This is a genomic window from Xanthomonas sp. LMG 12462, from assembly GCF_009192885.1.
Classification (GTDB): domain Bacteria; phylum Pseudomonadota; class Gammaproteobacteria; order Xanthomonadales; family Xanthomonadaceae; genus Xanthomonas_A; species Xanthomonas_A sontii.
This window is the reverse complement of the sequence record NZ_NMPP01000051.1, coordinates 38,683-56,384: the sequence shown is the minus strand read 5'-3', so window position 1 is coordinate 56,384 and position 17,702 is coordinate 38,683. Positions and strand designations below refer to the sequence as shown.

The following is a 17,702-nucleotide window of genomic DNA, read 5'->3' as shown; positions in this document are numbered from 1 at the left end:
GGGCTCGGAGCTATGTATAAGTGCCGCCAGTGCAGCTGGGCGGCCAGGGCGCGGTCGCGCTGGCCCATGCCGGCGGTGTCGATCAGCACCAGCTTGTAGTCGGCCAGGCGCTCCAGCAGCTGCTGCAGCGCGGCGTCGCTGTCGGCCTCGTGCACGGCGATGCCGAGCTGGCGGCCGTAGCTGTGCAGCTGTTCGCGGCCGCCGACGCGGATGGTGTCGGTGGTGACCAGGGCCACGTCGCGGGCGGCATGGCGCTCCAGGAAGCGCGAGGCCAGCTTGGCGATGGTGGTGGTCTTGCCGGCGCCGGTCGGGCCGATCAGGGCGATCACGCCGCCTTCCTCGAGCGGGTCCAGCGCGGCGATCGGCAGGCGCTTGGACAGCAGGCCCAGCATCAGCCCGCGGCCGCGGTGCAGCTCGAGGTCGGCGGGGATCTGCATGACCACGTCGCGGGTGATGCCGCTGTCGAAGCCGTAGTCGTCCATCAGCTCCAGCGCCTGGGCGCGGACCGGCGAGCCACGCAGGCGCTCGTCGGTGAGGCGGTTCATCTCGCGCTCGATCATCTGCCGCATCAGCGACAGTTCGTCGCGCAGCTGCGTCAATTGTTCGTCGTTCTGCGGGGCGGGGAAGGTCGGCACTGCCGCCAGCGCCGCGGCCACCGGGATCCCGGCAGCGGCCGGCGCATCGGCGGTCGCGACGGGCGCGGCCGGGGCCGGGCTCGCCACCGGGGTCAGCGCCACCGCGGGCACGTCGTCGCGCCAGGCCGGCACGGCCTCGGCGGCCGGCGCCGCGGTGGCGGCGGCGAACGGACTGGGCATGGGCACGCTGATCGGGGCGTTGCGGAACACGTCCTCGGGGATGCTGAACTCGGCGCGGCCGGTGACCGGCGCTGCGGCCTTGGCCGGGGCGGCCTGGCGTGCGGCGGCAGCCGGGGCGGCCGCGGCGGGCATCGCCGAGGCGGCCAGCGCTGCCGGCTGGGTCAGCGGCCGTGCCGGGGAAGCGGCCGGGGCGGCCGGCGCGGCACCGCCGCGGCGCTCGCTGATCGCGGCCATCATCGCCATCGCCGGGCTGGCGGCGGCGTCGCCGCGCGCGGCACGCGGGGCCGCAGCGGCCGGCGCCTGGCTCGCCGCGGCGGCGCGCGGCGCCTCGTCCGGGCGCACCGCATCCAGCGCCCGCTGCACCAGGGCCTCGTCGTAGTTGCTGGCGGCCACGATCTCGATGCCCTCGTCGGTGCGCCGGTTGGACAGGATCACCGCATCCGGCCCGTGCTCGTCGCGCACCATCCGGAAGGCGGTGCGCATGTCGGGGGCGACAAAGCGTTTGATCTTCATGGGTGGGAGCCGGGAATGGGGAGTGGGGAATGGGGAATGGATGCGTGATCGGTGCCGATACGTGGCGGGCCGCGGTGTCGTGTCCGGTTTTTCGTGATCGTGTTCATTGCTCTCTCCGCTGCCGGGGCAAGGGTGCGATTCCCCATTCCCTGTTCCCGTTTCCCGTCATCTCAACTGATCGTGCCCACCAGCTTCAGCCGCTTGTCCTCCGGCACTTCGCTGTAGGACAGGACCGACAGCGCGGGGACGCTGTGGCGGACCAGGCGGGCGAGGGCGGCGCGGACCTGCGCCGGCACCAGCACCACCGCCGGTTCGTTGCGGGCCTCCTGCTTGCTCACGCAGTCCGCCAGACTTTGGTGCAAGCGTTCGGCCAGTCCGGGTTCCAGCGCCGCGCCGTTGCCCTGGGTAGAGTCCTGCAAGACGCGTTCCAATTGCGGGGCCAGGGTGAACACCGGCAGTTCCGGGGCCATGCCGGCGATTTCCTGGACGATGAACCGGCCCAGGGCGTTGCGCACGGCGGCGGTGAGCGCGCCGGGTTCCTGACTCTGCGGGGCGTGCTCGACCAGGGCCTCGACGATCTTGCGCAGCTGCCGCACCGGGATCTTCTCGATGAGCAGGTTCTGCAGCACCCGCACCACCACCGACAGCGGCAGCGCCTTGGGGGTGAGGTCCTCGACCAGCTTGGGCGCGCTCTTGGCCAGGGTCGCCAGCAGCTGCTGCACTTCCTCGTGGCCGAGCAGTTCCGGGGCGTGCTCGCGGATCAGGTGCGAAAGGTGGGTGGCGATCACCGTGGCCGGGTCGACCACGGTGTAGCCCATGGTCTCGGCCTGGGCGCGCAGGTGCGGCTGGATCCAGATCGCATCCAGGCCGAACGCCGGGTCCTTGCCGGGGATGCCGTCGATCTTGCCGAGCGCGCCGCCCGGGTCCAGCGCCAGTTCGCGGTCCGGGTGGATGTCGGCGGTGGCCACCGGCACGCCGTGCACCAGCAGGCGGTAGGCGTTGGCCGGCAGTTCCAGGTTGTCGCGGATGTGCACCGGCGGCACCAGGAAACCGATGTCCTGGGTCAGCTTGCGACGCACGCCCTTGATCCGCGCCATCAGCTCGCCACCCTGGGTCTTGTCCACCAGCGGGATCAACCGGTAGCCGACCTCCAGGCCCAGCGGGTCGATCGGGCGCAGTTCGTCCCAGCCCAGTTCGGCATTGGCCTGAGCGGCGGCCGCGGCCTGTGGTGCCGCCTCGGCCGCGGCCGGCGGCGGCAGCAGGCTGCGCTTCCACATCTTCCAGGCCAGCAGGCCCAGGATCAGCGCCAGCGTCAAGAAAGCGACGTTGGGCATGCCCGGGATCAGGCCGACCAGGCCCAGGATCGCCGCGGCCACCGCCAGCGCCTTATGCTGGCCGAACACCTGGCCCATCATCGAGGCGCCCATGTCCTGCGAGCGCGAGGCGCGGGTGACCAGCATCGCCACCGCCGAGGACACCAGCAGCGCCGGCAGCTGTGCGACCAGGCCGTCGCCGATCGACAGCAGGGTGTAGGTGGAGGCGGCCTGCGCCACCGGCATGCCGTGCTGCAGCACGCCGACCGCCATGCCGCCGATCAGGTTGATGAACAGGATCAGGATGCCGGCGATGGCGTCGCCGCGGATGAACTTGCTGGCGCCGTCCATCGAGCCGTAGAAGTCCGCTTCCTCGCGCACTTCCTCGCGGCGGGCCTTGGCTTCCTCGCGGGTCAGCAGGCCGGCGTTGAGGTCGGCGTCGATCGCCATCTGCTTGCCGGGCATGGCGTCGAGGATGAAGCGTGCGGTCACTTCCGATACGCGCCCGGCACCCTTGGTGATGACCACGAAGTTGATGATGGTCAGGATCGCGAACACCACGATGCCGACCGCATAGTTGCCGCCGATCACGAATTCGCCGAAGGCCTCGATCACCTTGCCGGCGGCGCCGTGGCCGCCCTGGCCGTTGATCAGGATCACGCGGGTGGAGGCCACGTTCAGCGCCAGGCGCAGCATCGTGGTCATCAGCAGCACGATCGGGAAGATGCTGAACTCCAGTGGCCGCTTCACGTACACCACCGCCAGCAGCACCATCAGCGAGATGGCGATGTTGAAGGTGAACAGGGCGTCCAGCACCGGCGCGGCCAGCGGCACCACCACCATCGCCAGCATCAGCAACACGATCACCGGGGCGCCGAGCCCGTGCTTGATCATGTCCATGACTTTGCGCGTGTTCATCTGCGCGGCAGGCTGACTCATGGCTGGCTCCCCGGGGCGAATTCATCCACTTCCAGCGGCGGCAACGGCGGCATCGGCCCGCTGCGCCAGGCGCGCAGCGTGTAGACGTACGAGAGGACCTGCGCCACCGCGGAATACAGTCTCACGGGAATTTCCTTGCCGAGTTGGCCTTCCCTATACAAGGCGCGTGCCAAAGGCGGCGCCGAGATCACCGCCACGCGGTGCTGCTCGCCGACCTCGCGGATGCGGAAGGCGATCTCGTCCACGCCCTTGGCCACCACGGTGGGGGCGCGCATGCGCCCGCTCTCGTACTTCAGCGCCACCGCATAGTGGGTGGGGTTGACCACCACCACGTCGGCCTTGGGCACGGCTTCCATCATCCGCCGCTGCGACATCTGCATCTGCATCTGGCGGATGCGGCCCTTCACCTCGGGGCTGCCGTCGTTTTCCTTCATTTCCCGGCGCACTTCCTCGCGGGTCATCTTCAGTTTGCGGATGTAATTCCACTTCTGATAGGGCGCGTCGATCGCCGCCAGCAGCGCCAGCGCGCCGGCGGTGTACAGCAGCAGCCGCAGGGTGAAGCCCAGGCCGTGGCCGATGGCCTGCTCCAGCGGCTGCAGCAGCAGGCCGCGCAGAAAGTCGGTGCTGCCCCACAGGCACAGCATCGCGGCGCCGCCGACGAAGCCCATGCGCAGGATCGACTTGAGCAGTTCGACGATGGTCTCGGCGCCGTACATGCGGCTCAGCCCATTCATCGGGTTGAGCCGGTCGAACTTGGGCATCAGCGCCTGGCCGGAGAAACGCAGGGTGCCCATCAGCACCGGCGCGGCGAAGCTGGCCGCCAGGCAGATGCCGACCAGCGGCAGCACCACCCAGAGCAGGTTCAGCAGCAAGTCGCCGAAATGGCCGAACATCGCCTGCGGATGCTCGCGCAGCGACAGGTCCGGGCGCAGCGCCTGTTTCAGCCAGGCCACCGCACCGGCGGCCATGGAGGTGGACAGGCCCATCAGGGCGAAGACGCCGGCGCTGAACACCGCGGCCGTCGCCAGTTCGCGCGAATGCGGGATGTTGCCCTGTTCGCGGGCTTCGCGCAGACGTTTGTCTGTTGGCTGTTCTGTGCGCTCTGCGCCTTCTTCGCTCTCGGACATCGGGGGTGCGCTCGGCCAGGATCGACCCTGCGCACTGCAAGGACCGTGCCGGTCCTGGCCCGGATTCCGGGCGCTGCCGCCGCGCCTCTCGGCCGCGGCGGTGGCTAGGCGAGTTGCAGCTCGACCCGGTCGCGGCCCAGCCGCTTGGCCTGGTACAGCGCCGCGTCGGCGCGCGCCAGCAGGTGCTGCAGCGGTTCGCCCGGTCGATACCAGGCCACGCCGATCGAGGCGGTGATCGCCAACTGCCGCTCGCCGATGCGCAGCGGCTGCCCGGCGATGGTGGCGCGCAGGGCCTGCAGCCGCTCGCCGCAGCTCGGCGGCAAGCCGGGCAGCACGGCCAACAGTTCCTCGCCGCCGTAGCGGCCGACCAGGTCGGCGTCGCGCAGGTTGGCGCCCAGGCGCCGCGCCACCTCGATCAGCACCGCGTCGCCCACCAGGTGGCCGTGTTCGTCGTTGATCCGCTTGAAGTGGTCGAGGTCGATCATCGCCACTGCCAGCGGGGTCTGCTCGGCGTCGCTGCGGCGCATCTGCGCCGCCAGCGCCTCGAGGATGCCGGCGCGGTTGAGCAGGCCGGTGAGGGCGTCGTGCGAGGCCTTCACCGCCAGTGCGGCGCGGGCGATCTCCAGTTCGCGCTTGTCGTGTTCCAGCTCCTCGGTGCGCAGCGCCACCAGTTCGGCCAGTTCGCGCTGGCGCTGGTGCAGGCGGCGTTCGCGCCAGTGCAGCAGGGCCACCGCCAGGCCGCCGCCGAGCACCAGGTACAGCGCGATCATCGGCTGGCTGCGCCACCACACCGGCGCCACCGAGAACGCCACCCGCAGCGGCGCCGAGGCGCTGCGCCGGTAGGCGTCCAGCAACTGCACCTCCAGCACGTAGTGGCCCGGCGCCAGCGGCGGTTGCTCGAACTCGAAGTTGGGCGTGTGCAGCCAGCGGGTGTGTGCGCCCTCGAAGCGATAGCGGAAGCTGATGCGGTTGCGCTCGTCGTACAGGTCCGGCGAGCCGACCGCGATATGCAGCGGATCTTCGCTCCAGCGCAGGCGCGCGCCCGCGGCGATGGCGGCGCCGGCACGGCTGAACTCCTTGAGCGCCAGCCTTGGCGCCTGCGCCGGGAACAGCCGCGCCGGATCCAGCAGATGGGTGACGCCACGGCTGCTGCCCAGCCATACCGAGCCGTCGTGGTCTTCCAGGAAGGCCGATTCGGACATGTCGTTCCAGAGCAGCCCCTGCGCCTGCGTCAGCCGCGACCAGGCGCGGCCGTCGTAGACGTCCACGCCCTGGTTGTGGCTGATCCAGATCCACCCGTTGCGGGTGCGGCGCAGGCTGTACAGCTGCATGCCGCTCAACTGCGCATCGGCCGGCTGCAGGTACAGGGTGTCGCCGTCGAGCCGCCCTTGCCAGGCCCCGGGTCCATACAGGCTGGCCCAGGCCTGGTCATCGTCCAGGACCAGCAGCTTGCTGAGCACGGGTTGCGCCGGCGCACCATCCACGACCAGCCGGATCGGCGTCCAGGTCTCGCCACGCAGTCGGAACACGCCGGTCATACCCACCGCCAGCACGCTGCCGTCGCCACGCTGCTGGATGTCCGAATACTCGCCACCGGGCAGCGCCTGCACCTTCTGCGGCACCGCGTCGGCGTCGGCCGCCGCCAGCAGATACACCCCGCGGTTGCTGAGGATCCACACCCGGCCGCTCGCATCCACGAACAGCTGTTTGGCGATGCCGTCCAGCGGCGGGTAGGCGCGCAGCAGCCGGCCCTGCGCGTCGTATCGGCGCAGCGCACCGACCGAGCCGATGCTCCACAGCGTGCCGTCCGCGGCGCGTTGCAGGCCGATCATCTGCGTGCCGTTGTCGCTGGGCCAGCGCTGGAAGCGGCCATCCTCGCGCAGGCGGTCGACGCCGCCCTCGTTACCGACCAGCAGGTCGCCGCGCTGGGTGCGCTGGATGCTCCAGGTCGGCGCGCGACTGATGCCCTGCGACACATCCCAGTTCTCGATCCAGCCGTAGCCGTTCCAGCGCAGCACGCCTTCGCCATCCATGCTCAGCCACAGGTCGCCGGCCTGGTCGAAGTGCATGGCGACGATGCTGCCCTCGGGCAGGCCGTTGCGACGGTCGAAACTGCGCCAGCGCCCCTGTTCCCAGCGCGCCAGGCCCTGGTTGGTCCGCACCAGCACGCGGTGCTGCGGGTCCAGCAGGATCGGCGTGCGCCAGGTCACCAGGGCCGGTCCGTCCAGCCCGGGGGGTGTCTGCTCCTGGAAGCGCGTCGCGCCGGCCTGCAGCCGCATCACCTTGCGGCTGCCGACGACCCACAGATTCCCGTCGCGGTCGCGCACCGCATTGCGCCAGAATTCGGGGGGCAGGCCCTGGGCCTGGTCGTAACGGGTGGCGCGACCGTCGGCATCGATGCGGCACAAGGCCTTGGCGCAGCCCAGCCACAGTGTGTCGTCGACGACGAACAGGTCGTGGATGTCGGCCAGTTCCGGTTGCCGCGCCATCGTCGCCGCATCGAACAGGGGCTGCAGCTCCCATCCTTTCGCATCGGCCTTGCGCACCGCGCGCAGCAGGCGGTGGTCGTCCAGCACCACCGTGCCCCAGGCCGGCGCGGCCAGGCGCGGGCGGTTGAGCGGGCGATGCGAGGGCAGGCTGCCGTGCTCCAGCGGCATCCAGCCGGCCGGCGAGCCATCGTCCACGTAGATCGCATCGAAGGTGGCCACCCACAGCCGCCGCTGGGCGTCCTCGGCGGCATCGGAGATGTAATGGCCGCCGTGGCCCTGCAGCTTCACTTGCTGGAACTGGTCGCCGTCGAAGGCATACAGGCCGCTTTCGCTGCAGACCAGCAGGCTGCCGTCGCGACGCTGCAGCAGACAGGTGCCGGCCAGGCCGAGCAGGCCTTGTTCCTGCGCATAGTGCCGCAACGGGATCACCTGGGCCTGCGTCGCCCCGGTGCAGGTCAGTGCCGACAGCAGCAGCCACAGCGGCCCCCACAGGCATCGACCCATGATCGTGCGCATGCGCGCTCAGCCGCCGCTGCACCGCCGTGGGACACGGCGATGGCAGGCACGAGCGGGCGCTGGCAGGCGATAGGGCATGGCGTACGGCGAGCGATGGAAGGAAGGACGGACCGCGGCGATCGACGGGATCCGGGACGGTCGGCGCTGCCGCCGCCCATCCTGGCCCGCCAACGGTAGCCTGCCGTCGGTATCGGCCGCGTCGCGGCGCAGCTTGAGCGCCGGCTAGGCGGTCAGCGCGCGCGCGGCGTTGAAGGCGGCATCGAACAGCCGCTGCACCGGCGCCCCCATCTCACCGACCAGCACCGCCAGCAGCGCCAGGCCCAGCACCACCGCCACCGGCAGGCCGAGCTGGATCGGGTTCAGCGACGGCGCCGCCTTGGCCAGCGCGCCGAAGGCCAGGTTCACCGCCATCATCGCCACCATGACCGGCAGCGCCAGGGTCACCGCCCCGCGCATGATGCTCATGAAGAAGTTAGGCGCCACCGAGGCCATGGCCTGCGCATCGGGCAGCGCGGTGCCGATCGGCAGCGCCTTGTAGCTGTCCACCAGCAGCGACACCACCGCCAGATGCCCGTTGGCGGTGAAGAACATCATGCCGAAGGCCAGATAGAACCACTGGCCGATCACCGGCGAGTTGACCCCGCGCAGCGGATCGGCCATCTGCGCGAAGCCCAGGCCGGTGCTCTGTGAGACCAGTTCCCCGGCCATCGCCCCGGCCTCGAAGATCATCCGCAGCATGAAGCCCATGCTGGCCCCCACCGCCAGCTCCCGCGCCACGCTGAGCACCACCGCGGCATTGAACCCGTCCCAATCCGGCACCGGCGGCAGGATCGGCGCCAGCGCGATGGCCAGCGTCCCGGCCAGGATCACCCGCACCCGCCCCGGCACCGCCTTGCTCCCGACCATCGGCATCACCGTCAACATCGCCCCGATCCGCAGCATCGTCCACAGCACCGCCCCGATCATCGCGAACGCCCGCGACCCATCGACGACCATTTGCGTGGCGGCATCCATCAGCCCGAGACCCCGGCAGACATCACGAATGAACGGCCAGCACCAACTGCCAGACGCGAGCGGTTTGCAGCCGAAGGCGGACCGACGAACACGCGAACGGCACCAGACACCGCACGACGGGTAGCGCGGCCAAAGATATAGCCGCCATGCCCGCAGCTATCGCTTTTGCCGTTGCCGTTGCCGTTGTTTTTGCCGTTGTTTTTGCTGTTGTTTTGCCCTTGATCCACCGGGTCCCCTCCGCAGCGGTGGAGATGGCGGGCAAAACCCCCCGTAGGGGGGCGGCGCACAAGGATGTGCGCCGTTTTCGGCCGGGGCAGGATGCCCCGTCCGAAAATCCCGTCAGCGGAGCGAACCCGCGTAGCGGGCGCTGCGGCGGGGTGTGCTTTCTTTTGGTTACTTTTCTTTGCACAAGCAAAGAAAAGTGACTCGCCGCCAGGCGAAAGCTTTTGTTTTTCAAACGGCTCGCCGTAATGCGAAAGCCGTTGCTGATTCTGTCCAACAACGAAGGACATCAAAACGCTGGAAAGCGTAGCGGCAGACGCAGCCATCCCCGCTACCCAATCAAATGCGGAATACGCTGAAACAGCATCGTCGTGTACTCCACCAGATGCGCCAGCAACATACTCCCCGTCGCAAACAACATCGCCGTCAACGCCACCACCTTCGCGATGAACGCAATGGTCGGCTCATTGAGCTGCGTCGCCGCCTGGAACACACCGATCACCACACCCACCGCCAACATCGCCAGCAACAACGGCCCCGCCACCCACAACACCGTGATCAACCCGCCACGCAACTCCGTCAGCGCCAGTTCCGGACTCATGGCCTCAGACCCCGTTGAAACTGGCGGCCAGCGTGCCGACCGTCAGCACCCAGCCATCGACCAGCACGAACAGCAGAATCTTGAACGGCGCCGAGATCAGCATCGGCGACATCATCATCATGCCCATCGACATCAGCACGCTGGCCACCACCAGATCGATGATCACGAACGGGATGAAGATCAGAAAGCCGATCTCGAACGCCGTCTTCAGCTCGCTGGTCACGAACGAGGCCACCAGCACCTGGAACGGCACCGCATCCGGGCCGCTGTAGGTGCCGTTGCCGGCCATGCCGGCGAAGGTCATCAGGTCGGTCTCGCGCACCTGCGCCAGCATGAACGCGCGCAGCGGCTGCGTGGTCAGCGTCCACGCCGTCTGGAAATCGATCTGGCCGTTGAGATACGGGCTCATGCCCTGGCCCCAGGCCTTTTCCCACACCGGCATCATCACCAGCGCGGTCAGGAACAGCGCCAGGCCCATCAGCACCTGGTTGGACGGCGTCTGCCCGGTGCCCAGCGCCTGCCGCAGCAGGCCGAGCACGATGGTGATGCGGGTGAAGGCGGTCAGCACCAGCAGCAGCGACGGCAGCAGGGTGATGGCCGTCATCAGCAGCAGGGTCTGCAGCGGCAGGCTCACCGGCTGCCCGCCGATCTTGCCGACGTTGACCTCCGGCAGCGAGGGCAGGGTGGGCGCGGCGTTCTGCGGATTCTGCGCGGTCGGCGTGGCGGCGGGCGCCTGCGCGGCCTGCGCCCAGGCAAAGGCGGGCAGCAGGCTCAGCGTCAGCAGGATCAGCAGCAGGCGCAGCCGGCGGGCGTTGCGGTTCCAGAAAAACGGCATGGTCATTTGTCCTTGCGCAGCTTCTGCGCCAGAAGCTGGGCGAAATCGGGAAGCTGCTTGAACGGCTTGATCGAGGGCAGGGTCGGCGCAGGCGCCTGCGGCAGCGGCTCGGGCAGCTGATGCAAGGTGCGTACCCCGCCGGGCGAGACGCCGAGCAGCAGCTGTTCGCCGTTGACCTCGACCACCACCACCCGCTCCTTGGCGCCGACCGCCAGGCTGGCGACCACGCGCAGGCCTTGCGCCGGGCGGAAGCCGCTGCCGGGCAGGCGCTTGAGCACCCAGGCCATGGCCAGGATCAGACCCAGCACCAGCAGCAGCGCGAACACCGCGCCGAGCAGGCTGGGCGCCGATGGCGCCGCGTTGCCGACGCCCGTGCCGTGCCTTGCGGTCTGCGTGGCAGCCTGCGCGGCGACGGCGAGCAGCAGGCTCACCGCAGTCTCCGGATGCGCTCGCTGGGGCTGACCACGTCGGTCAGGCGCACGCCGAAGCGGTCGTTGATGGTCACCACTTCGCCGTGCGCGATCAGGGTGCCGTTGACGTAGACGTCCAGCGCCTCGCCGGCGCCGCGCTCCAGCTCCACCACCGAGCCCTGGTTGAGCTGCAGCAGGTTGCGGATCGGGATGCGGCTGCGGCCGACTTCCAGCGACAGCGTCACCGGCACATCCAGGATCACGTCCAGGTTCAGGTCGTTGGATTCGGCCACGGCGTCCGGCTGCAGGCTGTCGAACTGGGCCGGCGCCGGCTGGGTGGGATCGGTCTGGGTCATGGCAGGTCTTCCTGGGGAGCGGGGCGGCGGCGCAGCGCGCCGGGGGGATGGGTGGCGGTGATCTTCACCGCGTTCTGGCCGTGCGAGATGCCGAACTCGCCGGTGAACACCGGGATGTTCTCCACGCACAGCGGAACCTGCTTGGGCAGGTCGATCGGCAGCACGTCGCCGATCTTCAGCCGGGTCAGCTCGCGCAGGCTCATCTGTTTCTGCGCCAGCACGCTGGAAATGGTCACCTCCGAGCCGAACAGCTGCTCGCGCAGCATGATGTTCCAGCTCTCGTCGCGGTCCACGCGGTCGCTCTGGATGCCGGCGTCGAGCAGTTCGCGGATCGGCTCCAGCATCGAGTACGGCAGGGTCACGTGGATCTCGCCGCCGCCGCCTTCCAGCTCCACGTGGAAGCGGCTGACCACCACGTACTCGCGCGGGGTGACGATGTTGGCGAAGTGCGGGTTGACCTCGGAATTGAGGTACTCGAACTCCACCTCCATCACCGGCGCCCAGGCTTCGGCCAGGTCGGCGAAGGTCTGCTTGAGCATCAGCTGGATCACCCGCATCTCGGTCGGAGTGAACTCGCGGCCCTCGATGCGGGTGGGGTAGCGGCCGTCGCCGCCGAAGAAGTTGTCGACCACGGTGAACACCAGGGTCGGCTCGAACACGATCAGGCCGGTGCCGCGCAGCGGCTTGAACTTGATCAGGTTCAGGTTGCTCGGCACGTACAGCGAGTGCATGTAGTCGTTGAACTTGATCAGGTCGATGCCGCGCACCGACAGGTCGGCCGAGCGCCGGATCAGGTTGAACAGCCCGATCCGCCACAGGCGCGCGAAGCGTTCGTTGACCATCTCCAGGGTCGGCATGCGCCCACGGATGATCCGGTCCTGGCTGGAGAAGTCGTAGCTGCGCGCTTCGCCCGGCTCCGGCGGCGCCGGCTCGGTGTCCACCACGCCCGCGTCGACGCCATGCAGCAGGGCATCGATCTCGTCTTGGGAGAGCAGGTCGGTCATCGCGGCAGCGCCTTTACTGGGTGACGAAGCTGGTGAACAGGAGTTCTTCCACGCACTTCTTGCCGGTCTCGGCGGTCATCAGCTTCTGCGCGTCGGCCAGCGCCGCGGCCTGCAGCTTCTTGCGCCCATCGATGTTGGCGATGTCCTGCGCCTGCACCTGCGAGAACAGCATCAGCAGGTGTGCACGGATCGCCGGGGCGTTCTCGGTGATCAGCTTCAGTTCTTCCGGGTCGCGGGTCATCAGCTGCACTTCCAGCTGCAGGTAATGCGGGCCGTCTTCCGCGCCGCCGTTGAGATTGACCACGAACGCCGGGTCCATCGCGAAGTACTGCGCCGGCTTGGGGATCTCGGCGGTCTTTTCCTCGGCCTTGGCGTGGCCGCCCTCGGGCTTCTTCAGGAAGAAGAACGCGCCGGCACCGCCGCCGCCCAGCACCAGCACCGCCGCGACGACGATGATCAGCAGCTTCTTCTTCGACTTGCCGCCTTCCGGGGCGTCCTTGGCGTCTTTCTTGGATTTGTCGGCGGCTGACACTGAGCGGGCTCCTGAAGGGGGTCTGCCCCTGAGGATGCAATCGCCGTGCCGAAACCGGGCGCCTGGCGCGCCGGGTGTTTGACGGCGCCGCTGCGCGCCATGCCGGCGCGGGCCGAGACCGTTGTGGGAGAGGGGATCGGGCCCAGCGGAGGGGCCTCAACCCCGACGTATCCTTCCGACGAACGTCGAGGCCGAGACCCGTCCCACTCCCTCGATCGCCGTGAAGGGGCGGCGGCGCGCCCCGGATCGTCAGGCGTAGGCGTCGAGCAGACCGCGCTGGCGCAACACCACCGCCGGAATCCCGACGCTGCCGGACAGGTCGTCGGCGAGCTCGCCGCCGCTGCGGCCGCCGCCCTGCGGCGTGCCCTGCGCATTGGCCTGCTGTTGCTGCGGCTGCTGCTGGCCGACGTCGGCCTGGCCGAGCTGGAAGCCGTGCTGGCCGAGCATGTCGCGCAGGCGCGGCAGGCTGTTCTCGAGGGCCTGGCGCACGTCGGCCTGGTTGCTGCTGAAGCTGGCGTTGACCTGGTCGCCGGCCATGTGCAGGCGCACTTCGACCGGGCCGAGCTCGGCCGGATTGAGCTTGATGTGGGCGTGGCCGATCTTCTGGTCGGCCAGCCAGCTGATGCGCGCGCCCAGTTCCTCGTCGAACTGGTTGCCGTGCAGGTTCGGGGTCGGCGTGGGCGAGCCGGTGAACGGCTGCGGATCGGCCAGCCGCGCCGTGGCGTGCAGCGGGGCCGCCGCCGCGGTCGGCACGATCGCGCTGGGATCGGCGGCGGGCGCGGCGTCGCCGCTCTCGCCACTCTTGCCGCCGGCCGCGGCGGCGATGGCGGCCAGCGCCGCCAACGGCGCCGCGGTGTCGGCGCCGCTCGCCTTGTCGGCGGACCCGGCCTGCGCCAACAGCATCGCGCCGAAGCCGCCGGCCGCGGAGGCCGGGGCGGTGCCGGCCGTCGCGGCAGTGCCGGCGGTGGCGGCAGTCGGATCGGTGGCGCCGGCCGCGGTCTGGGCCGCGGCGTCGCCGCCGAGCAGGGCGCCCACGCCGTTGGCCACGGCGCCGGCGACGCCGACCGCCAGCCCGGCCGCTGCGCCCAGCGGGGTCGCGGTGGCCGCCGGCAGCACCGCCGCGCCGATCGCCGGCAGCAGGCCCAGGCCGATGCCGGCCAGCCCGGCCGGCGGCCAGGCGCTGTCGTCGGGCTTGGCGTCCTCGTGCTTGTCTTCGGTCTTGGCCTTGCCCTTGTCGCTGCCCGAGGCCTTGGTCTCGGTGCTGCTCTTCTCGGCGTCCTGGGCGACCTTGTCGCCGGCCTGCGCGGTGCGCGCGGGGCCGCTGGCGGTGTCGTCCGCGGCGGCCGGACGCTTGTCCGCCTGGTCCTTGCCGGCGTTCTGCGCCGGCTTGGGCGTCTCGCGGGCGGCGGGCTTGGGCGCGGTGGTACGCGCCGAGCCGCCGCCGCCGCCGAGCAGCTTGGCGAAGTCCTTGTCCTTGCCGCCGGCGCGGTCGGTGCCCTGCGTGTCGTTGCCGCCGCCGATCTGGCTGGCGCGGCCACTGCCGCCCAGCGCGGAAAGCGCGTTGTTCATCGTCCGTCTCCGTCATCGTGTTCGTCGGCGGTGGCCGCCAGGCGCGCGCGGCGCGCGCCCAGGTCGTCCATCTCGCGCTGGCTGCGGCGGTCGTCGACCTTGCGTTCCTGCGCGCGGTAGCTGGCCGCGAGCTGTTCCAGCACCTGCTTGTCGCGGCTGGCCAGCAGCAGCCGGCTGCGCTCCATCTCCACCTTTTCGCGGTTGCGGTCCACGGTCTGGCACTGCTGCTGCACCGCGCTCTCCAGCCGGTCCAGGAAGGCGCGGCGGTTGGCCAGTTGCGCCAGGCTGGTCGCCGCCATCTGGCTGTTGGCGTACTCCTCGGCGTAGCGGCGCAGTTCCTCCAGCCGCGACTCGTGGGTGGCCAGGGCGCGCTGGCGCTCGGCGAGATCGCGCGCGACCTCGTCTTCGTGCTGCTGGGCGCGGCGGAGCAGGGGATCGAGACGTTGCGATTGCATCATGGCTTAGTTCTCGCGGTCGACCAGGCGCTTGAGGGCGGCCTGGCTGTGGGGCAGATCTGCGGCTTTGGCGACGTCCTGTCCGAGGAATTCCATGATCTCCGGCCAGCGCTCCAGCGCTTCGTCCACGGCCGGATCGTTGCCGCGCTGGTAGGCGCCGATGGTGATCAGGTCGCGGTTGGCCGAGTACGCGGCCACCAACCGCTTCAGCGAGCGGATGCGCAGGCGCCACGGCTCGTCGGCGATGTCCTGGACCACGCGGCTGACCGAGGACTCGACGTCGATGGCCGGGTACAGGCCGCTGTCGGCGACGCGCCGCGACAGCAGGATGTGGCCGTCGAGGATGGCGCGCGCGGCATCGGCGATCGGGTCCTGCGGATCGTCGCCTTCGGTGAGCACGGTGTAGAAGGCGGTGATCGAGCCGCGGCCCTTGGCGCCGTTGCCGGCGCGTTCGACCAGCGCCGGCAGCTTGGCGAACACCGACGGCGGATAGCCGCGGGTGGTCGGCGGCTCGCCCACCGACAGGCCGATCTCGCGCTGGGCCTGGGCGAAGCGGGTCAGCGAGTCCATCAGCAGCAGCACGTTCAGGCCCTGGTCGCGGAACCACTCGGCGATGGCGGTGGCGCGGTAAGCGCCGTGCAGGCGCGCCAGCGGCGGGCGGTCGGCGGGGGCGGCGACCACCACGGCGCGGCGCAGGCCTTCCTCGCCCAGGGTGGTCTCGACGAAATCGCGCACTTCGCGGCCGCGTTCGCCGATCAGCCCGACCACGATCACGTCGGCGGCGGTGTAGCGGGTCATCATGCCCAGCAGGGTGGACTTGCCGACGCCGGAGCCGGCGAACAGGCCCACGCGCTGGCCGCGGCCGATCGGCAGCAGCGCGTTGATCGCGCGCACGCCCACGTCCAGCGGGGTGGTGATCGGTTCGCGCGCCAGCGGGTTGATCGACACGCCGGCCATGCCCACCGAGCCTTCGGCGCGGATCGGGCCCTTGCCGTCCAGCGGCACGCCGTCCGAGTCGATCACCCGGCCGAGCAGGCCTTCGCCCACTTCGACGCCGCCGCGGCGGTGCAGCGGCACCACCCGCGCGTTGGGCAGCAGGCCGTGGGTTTCGGCGCTGGGCATCAGCGAGGTGCGGTCGCCGGAGAAGCCGACCACTTCCGCGTCGACCCAGCCGCCGTCGACCTCGACCTTGCAGGTGGCGCCCATCGGCGCCTCGCAACCGACCGCTTCCAGAGTCAGGCCGACCGCGCGGCGCAGGATGCCTTCGCGGATCAGGCCGCGGCCGGCGGCCACGTCCAGATCGAGCTTGCCGAGGCGGCCGGCCAGGCGCAGGTTGCGCGCATCCAGCCAGTCGGCGGGGTGGGTGCCGGACAGCGCGCTCACAGGCCCGCTCCGGACTTGCGCATCACCGTTTCCAGGGCCGCGCGCAGGCGCGCCTCGAGGGTGCCGTCGATGCGCACCGATTCGGCGTGCACGCGCAGGTCGCCGCGGCTCAGGCTCAGGTCCGGCACCAGCCGGATGCCCTGATCCATCAGCGTCAGCAGCGGGGTCAGCGCGGCGATGTCGTCCGGGTGCAGGCGCACCTCGACGTCGCGGCGCGCGCCGCCGACCGCGTCCAGCGCCTCGGCGACCAGTTCCGACAGCAGCACCGGGTCGGCCTGGTAGGCGCGGCCGACCAGGCTGCCGGCGATGCGCACGGCCAGCTCGCCGAGCGCGCCGACGACCTCGTTCTCCAGCCGCGCCAGCGGCCGCGAGAAGTTGTCCAGGATGCCTTCGATCTGTGCGGTGAGGCGGCGGATCTCGGCCTGGCCCTGGGCCAGACCCTCGGCGTGGCCGCGTTCGAAGCCTTCGTGCTGGGCCGCGGCCTCGATCGCCTGGATCTCCTCCAGGCTCGGCGGACGCAGCACCGGCTCGTCCGGCAGCGCGTCTTCGTAGGGCAGCGCCGCCAGCGCGGACGGGGCATCGAGTTCCGGCGCCAGCCAGCGCACCACGTTGCCGTTCATACCATGGCCTCCGCACCGCTACCGCCCAGGCTGATCACGCCTTCGTCGGCCAGGCGCCGCACGATCGCCAGGATCTCCTTCTGCGCGGCTTCCACGTCGGACAGGCGCACCGGGCCGCGCGCTTCCATGTCTTCCAGCAGGATCTCGGCGGCGCGCTGGGACATGTTCTTGGTGATCTTGTCGCGCACCTTGATGTCGGCGCCGCGCAGGGCCAGGCCGAGCCGGTCGCCGCTGACTTCGCGCAGCATGGTCTGCAGGCCGCGGTCGTCCAGCTCCACCAGGTTGTCGAACACGAACATCAGGTCCTGGATGCGGCTGCCCAGGTCGGCGTCGATCTTGCTGATCGCCGACAGCACGCCCTGGTCCGAGCCACTGTCCAGGAAGTTGAGGATGTTGGCCGCGACCTTGACCCCGCCCACGTTGGACGACTTCAGGTTCTGGTTGCCGGAGAACTGCCGCTCCATGATCTCGTTGAGCTCGTTGAGCGCGTGCGGGGGGATGCCGTCGAGCGTGGCGATGCGCATCAGCACGTCGGCGCGGGTGCGCTCGGGCAGCAGCTTCAGCGCCTCGGCGGCCTGGTCGCTGTCCAGGTGCGCCATCACGATGGCGATGATCTGCGGATGCTCGTTGCGCACCAGGTCGGCGATGGAGCGCGGGTCCATCCACTTCAGGGTGTCCAGGCCGGTGGTGTTGCGGCCCAGCAGGATGCGGTCGATCAGGCTGCCGGCCTTGTCGGCGCCCAGCGCCTGCACCAGCACGTTGCGGATGTAGTCGTCGGCGCCCACGCCCAGCGAGGTCTTGCTGCCCAGCTCGGCGTTGAACTCCTCCATGACCTTCTCGACCTGATCGCGCGAGATGCCGCTCAGCGTCGCCATGGCGATGCCGATCTTCTGCACCTCCTTGGGGTCCATGTGCTTGAGCACCTCGGCCGCGTCGGCCTCGCCGAGCGACAGCAGCAGCACGGCAGCGCGCTGGGTGCCATTCATTGC

General features: G+C 70.2%; 17 protein-coding genes. All 17 read right to left on the bottom strand.

The window, feature by feature from the left end; all coding sequences use genetic code 11:
- Positions 1 to 1,328, bottom strand: a 1,328-nt coding sequence (gene flhF / locus CEK69_RS13760; protein WP_152246150.1) for a flagellar biosynthesis protein FlhF, incomplete at its 3' end; no start/stop codon positions are given.
- A gap of 170 nt (positions 1,329 to 1,498) precedes the next feature.
- A complete protein-coding gene (gene flhA, locus CEK69_RS13755; RefSeq protein WP_026143395.1) occupies positions 1,499 to 3,559 on the bottom strand; it encodes a flagellar biosynthesis protein FlhA in 2,061 nt (686 codons plus the stop codon).
- Between the two features lie 17 nt (positions 3,560 to 3,576).
- Entirely contained in the window at positions 3,577 to 4,707 is a 1,131-nt protein-coding gene (flhB, locus tag CEK69_RS13750; RefSeq protein ID WP_017909010.1) for a flagellar biosynthesis protein FlhB, read from the bottom strand.
- 104 nt (positions 4,708 to 4,811) lie between these two features.
- The gene (locus tag CEK69_RS13745; RefSeq protein WP_226975161.1) at positions 4,812 to 7,712 is read right to left on the bottom strand and encodes a diguanylate cyclase; all 2,901 of its coding nucleotides are present in this window, start codon (positions 7,710 to 7,712) and stop codon (positions 4,812 to 4,814) included.
- 222 nt (positions 7,713 to 7,934) lie between these two features.
- Complete coding sequence (fliR, locus tag CEK69_RS13740; RefSeq protein ID WP_017909008.1) at positions 7,935 to 8,726, bottom strand: flagellar biosynthetic protein FliR; 792 nt, start codon at positions 8,724 to 8,726, stop codon at positions 7,935 to 7,937.
- Positions 8,726 to 9,238 (bottom strand): hypothetical protein, encoded by a 513-nt coding sequence (locus CEK69_RS21070; RefSeq protein ID WP_193313988.1) that lies wholly within the window; start codon positions 9,236 to 9,238, stop codon positions 8,726 to 8,728. Before CEK69_RS21070 ends, fliR begins: the two co-directional genes overlap by 1 nt.
- Positions 9,239 to 9,279: 41 nt before the next feature.
- Positions 9,280 to 9,549, bottom strand: a complete 270-nt coding sequence (locus tag CEK69_RS13730; protein WP_010343869.1) for a flagellar biosynthetic protein FliQ — start codon at positions 9,547 to 9,549, stop codon at positions 9,280 to 9,282.
- A gap of 4 nt (positions 9,550 to 9,553) precedes the next feature.
- On the bottom strand, positions 9,554 to 10,384 hold the full coding sequence (gene fliP, locus CEK69_RS13725) for a flagellar type III secretion system pore protein FliP (protein WP_152246146.1): 831 nt from the start codon (positions 10,382 to 10,384) through the stop codon (positions 9,554 to 9,556).
- A gap of 2 nt (positions 10,385 to 10,386) precedes the next feature.
- Positions 10,387 to 10,815 carry a flagellar biosynthetic protein FliO gene (gene fliO, locus CEK69_RS13720; RefSeq protein WP_150411290.1) on the bottom strand — a complete coding sequence of 143 codons (429 nt, stop codon included), beginning with the start codon at positions 10,813 to 10,815 and terminating at the stop codon, positions 10,387 to 10,389.
- Entirely contained in the window at positions 10,812 to 11,150 is a 339-nt protein-coding gene (gene fliN / locus CEK69_RS13715; protein WP_148830047.1) for a flagellar motor switch protein FliN, read from the bottom strand. The genes fliO and fliN overlap by 4 nt, the downstream gene beginning before the upstream one ends.
- Positions 11,147 to 12,154, bottom strand: a complete 1,008-nt coding sequence (fliM, locus tag CEK69_RS13710; RefSeq protein WP_148830048.1) for a flagellar motor switch protein FliM — start codon at positions 12,152 to 12,154, stop codon at positions 11,147 to 11,149. The genes fliN and fliM overlap by 4 nt, the downstream gene beginning before the upstream one ends.
- 13 nt (positions 12,155 to 12,167) lie before the next feature.
- A complete protein-coding gene (locus CEK69_RS13705; RefSeq protein WP_017909004.1) occupies positions 12,168 to 12,686 on the bottom strand; it encodes a flagellar basal body-associated FliL family protein in 519 nt (172 codons plus the stop codon).
- Between the two features lie 249 nt (positions 12,687 to 12,935).
- Positions 12,936 to 14,255 carry a flagellar hook-length control protein FliK gene (locus CEK69_RS13700; RefSeq protein WP_152246144.1) on the bottom strand — a complete coding sequence of 440 codons (1,320 nt, stop codon included), beginning with the start codon at positions 14,253 to 14,255 and terminating at the stop codon, positions 12,936 to 12,938.
- Complete coding sequence (gene fliJ / locus CEK69_RS13695) at positions 14,252 to 14,713, bottom strand: flagellar export protein FliJ (protein WP_010341649.1); 462 nt, start codon at positions 14,711 to 14,713, stop codon at positions 14,252 to 14,254. The genes CEK69_RS13700 and fliJ overlap by 4 nt, the downstream gene beginning before the upstream one ends.
- A 3-nt stretch (positions 14,714 to 14,716) precedes the next feature.
- Complete coding sequence (locus CEK69_RS13690) at positions 14,717 to 16,093, bottom strand: FliI/YscN family ATPase (RefSeq protein WP_152246142.1); 1,377 nt, start codon at positions 16,091 to 16,093, stop codon at positions 14,717 to 14,719.
- Entirely contained in the window at positions 16,090 to 16,713 is a 624-nt protein-coding gene (locus CEK69_RS13685; protein WP_017908680.1) for a FliH/SctL family protein, read from the bottom strand. The genes CEK69_RS13690 and CEK69_RS13685 overlap by 4 nt, the downstream gene beginning before the upstream one ends.
- On the bottom strand, positions 16,710 to 17,699 hold the full coding sequence (gene fliG, locus CEK69_RS13680) for a flagellar motor switch protein FliG (protein ID WP_017912588.1): 990 nt from the start codon (positions 17,697 to 17,699) through the stop codon (positions 16,710 to 16,712). The genes CEK69_RS13685 and fliG overlap by 4 nt, the downstream gene beginning before the upstream one ends.
- Between the last annotated feature and the right edge of the window lie 3 nt (positions 17,700 to 17,702).

Bases quoted from the DNA above. Each gene is read 5' to 3' on its own strand.
- fliP (WP_152246146.1), bottom strand. From the start codon at position 10,384: ATGCCGTTTTTCTGGAACCGCAACGCCCGCCGGCTGCGCCTGCTGCTG.
- fliN (WP_148830047.1), bottom strand. From the start codon at position 11,150: ATGACCCAGACCGATCCCACCCAGCCGGCGCCGGCCCAGTTCGACAGC.
- CEK69_RS21070 (WP_193313988.1), bottom strand. From the start codon at position 9,238: ATGTCCTTCGTTGTTGGACAGAATCAGCAACGGCTTTCGCATTACGGC.
- CEK69_RS13730 (WP_010343869.1), bottom strand. From the start codon at position 9,549: ATGAGTCCGGAACTGGCGCTGACGGAGTTGCGTGGCGGGTTGATCACG.
- fliM (WP_148830048.1), bottom strand. From the start codon at position 12,154: ATGACCGACCTGCTCTCCCAAGACGAGATCGATGCCCTGCTGCATGGC.
- fliJ (WP_010341649.1), bottom strand. From the start codon at position 14,713: ATGATGCAATCGCAACGTCTCGATCCCCTGCTCCGCCGCGCCCAGCAG.
- fliR (WP_017909008.1), bottom strand. From the start codon at position 8,726: ATGGATGCCGCCACGCAAATGGTCGTCGATGGGTCGCGGGCGTTCGCG.
- CEK69_RS13745 (WP_226975161.1), bottom strand. From the start codon at position 7,712: ATGCGCACGATCATGGGTCGATGCCTGTGGGGGCCGCTGTGGCTGCTG.
- CEK69_RS13700 (WP_152246144.1), bottom strand. From the start codon at position 14,255: ATGAACAACGCGCTTTCCGCGCTGGGCGGCAGTGGCCGCGCCAGCCAG.
- fliG (WP_017912588.1), bottom strand. From the start codon at position 17,699: ATGAATGGCACCCAGCGCGCTGCCGTGCTGCTGCTGTCGCTCGGCGAG.
- flhB (WP_017909010.1), bottom strand. From the start codon at position 4,707: ATGTCCGAGAGCGAAGAAGGCGCAGAGCGCACAGAACAGCCAACAGAC.
- CEK69_RS13685 (WP_017908680.1), bottom strand. From the start codon at position 16,713: ATGAACGGCAACGTGGTGCGCTGGCTGGCGCCGGAACTCGATGCCCCG.
- flhA (WP_026143395.1), bottom strand. From the start codon at position 3,559: ATGAACACGCGCAAAGTCATGGACATGATCAAGCACGGGCTCGGCGCC.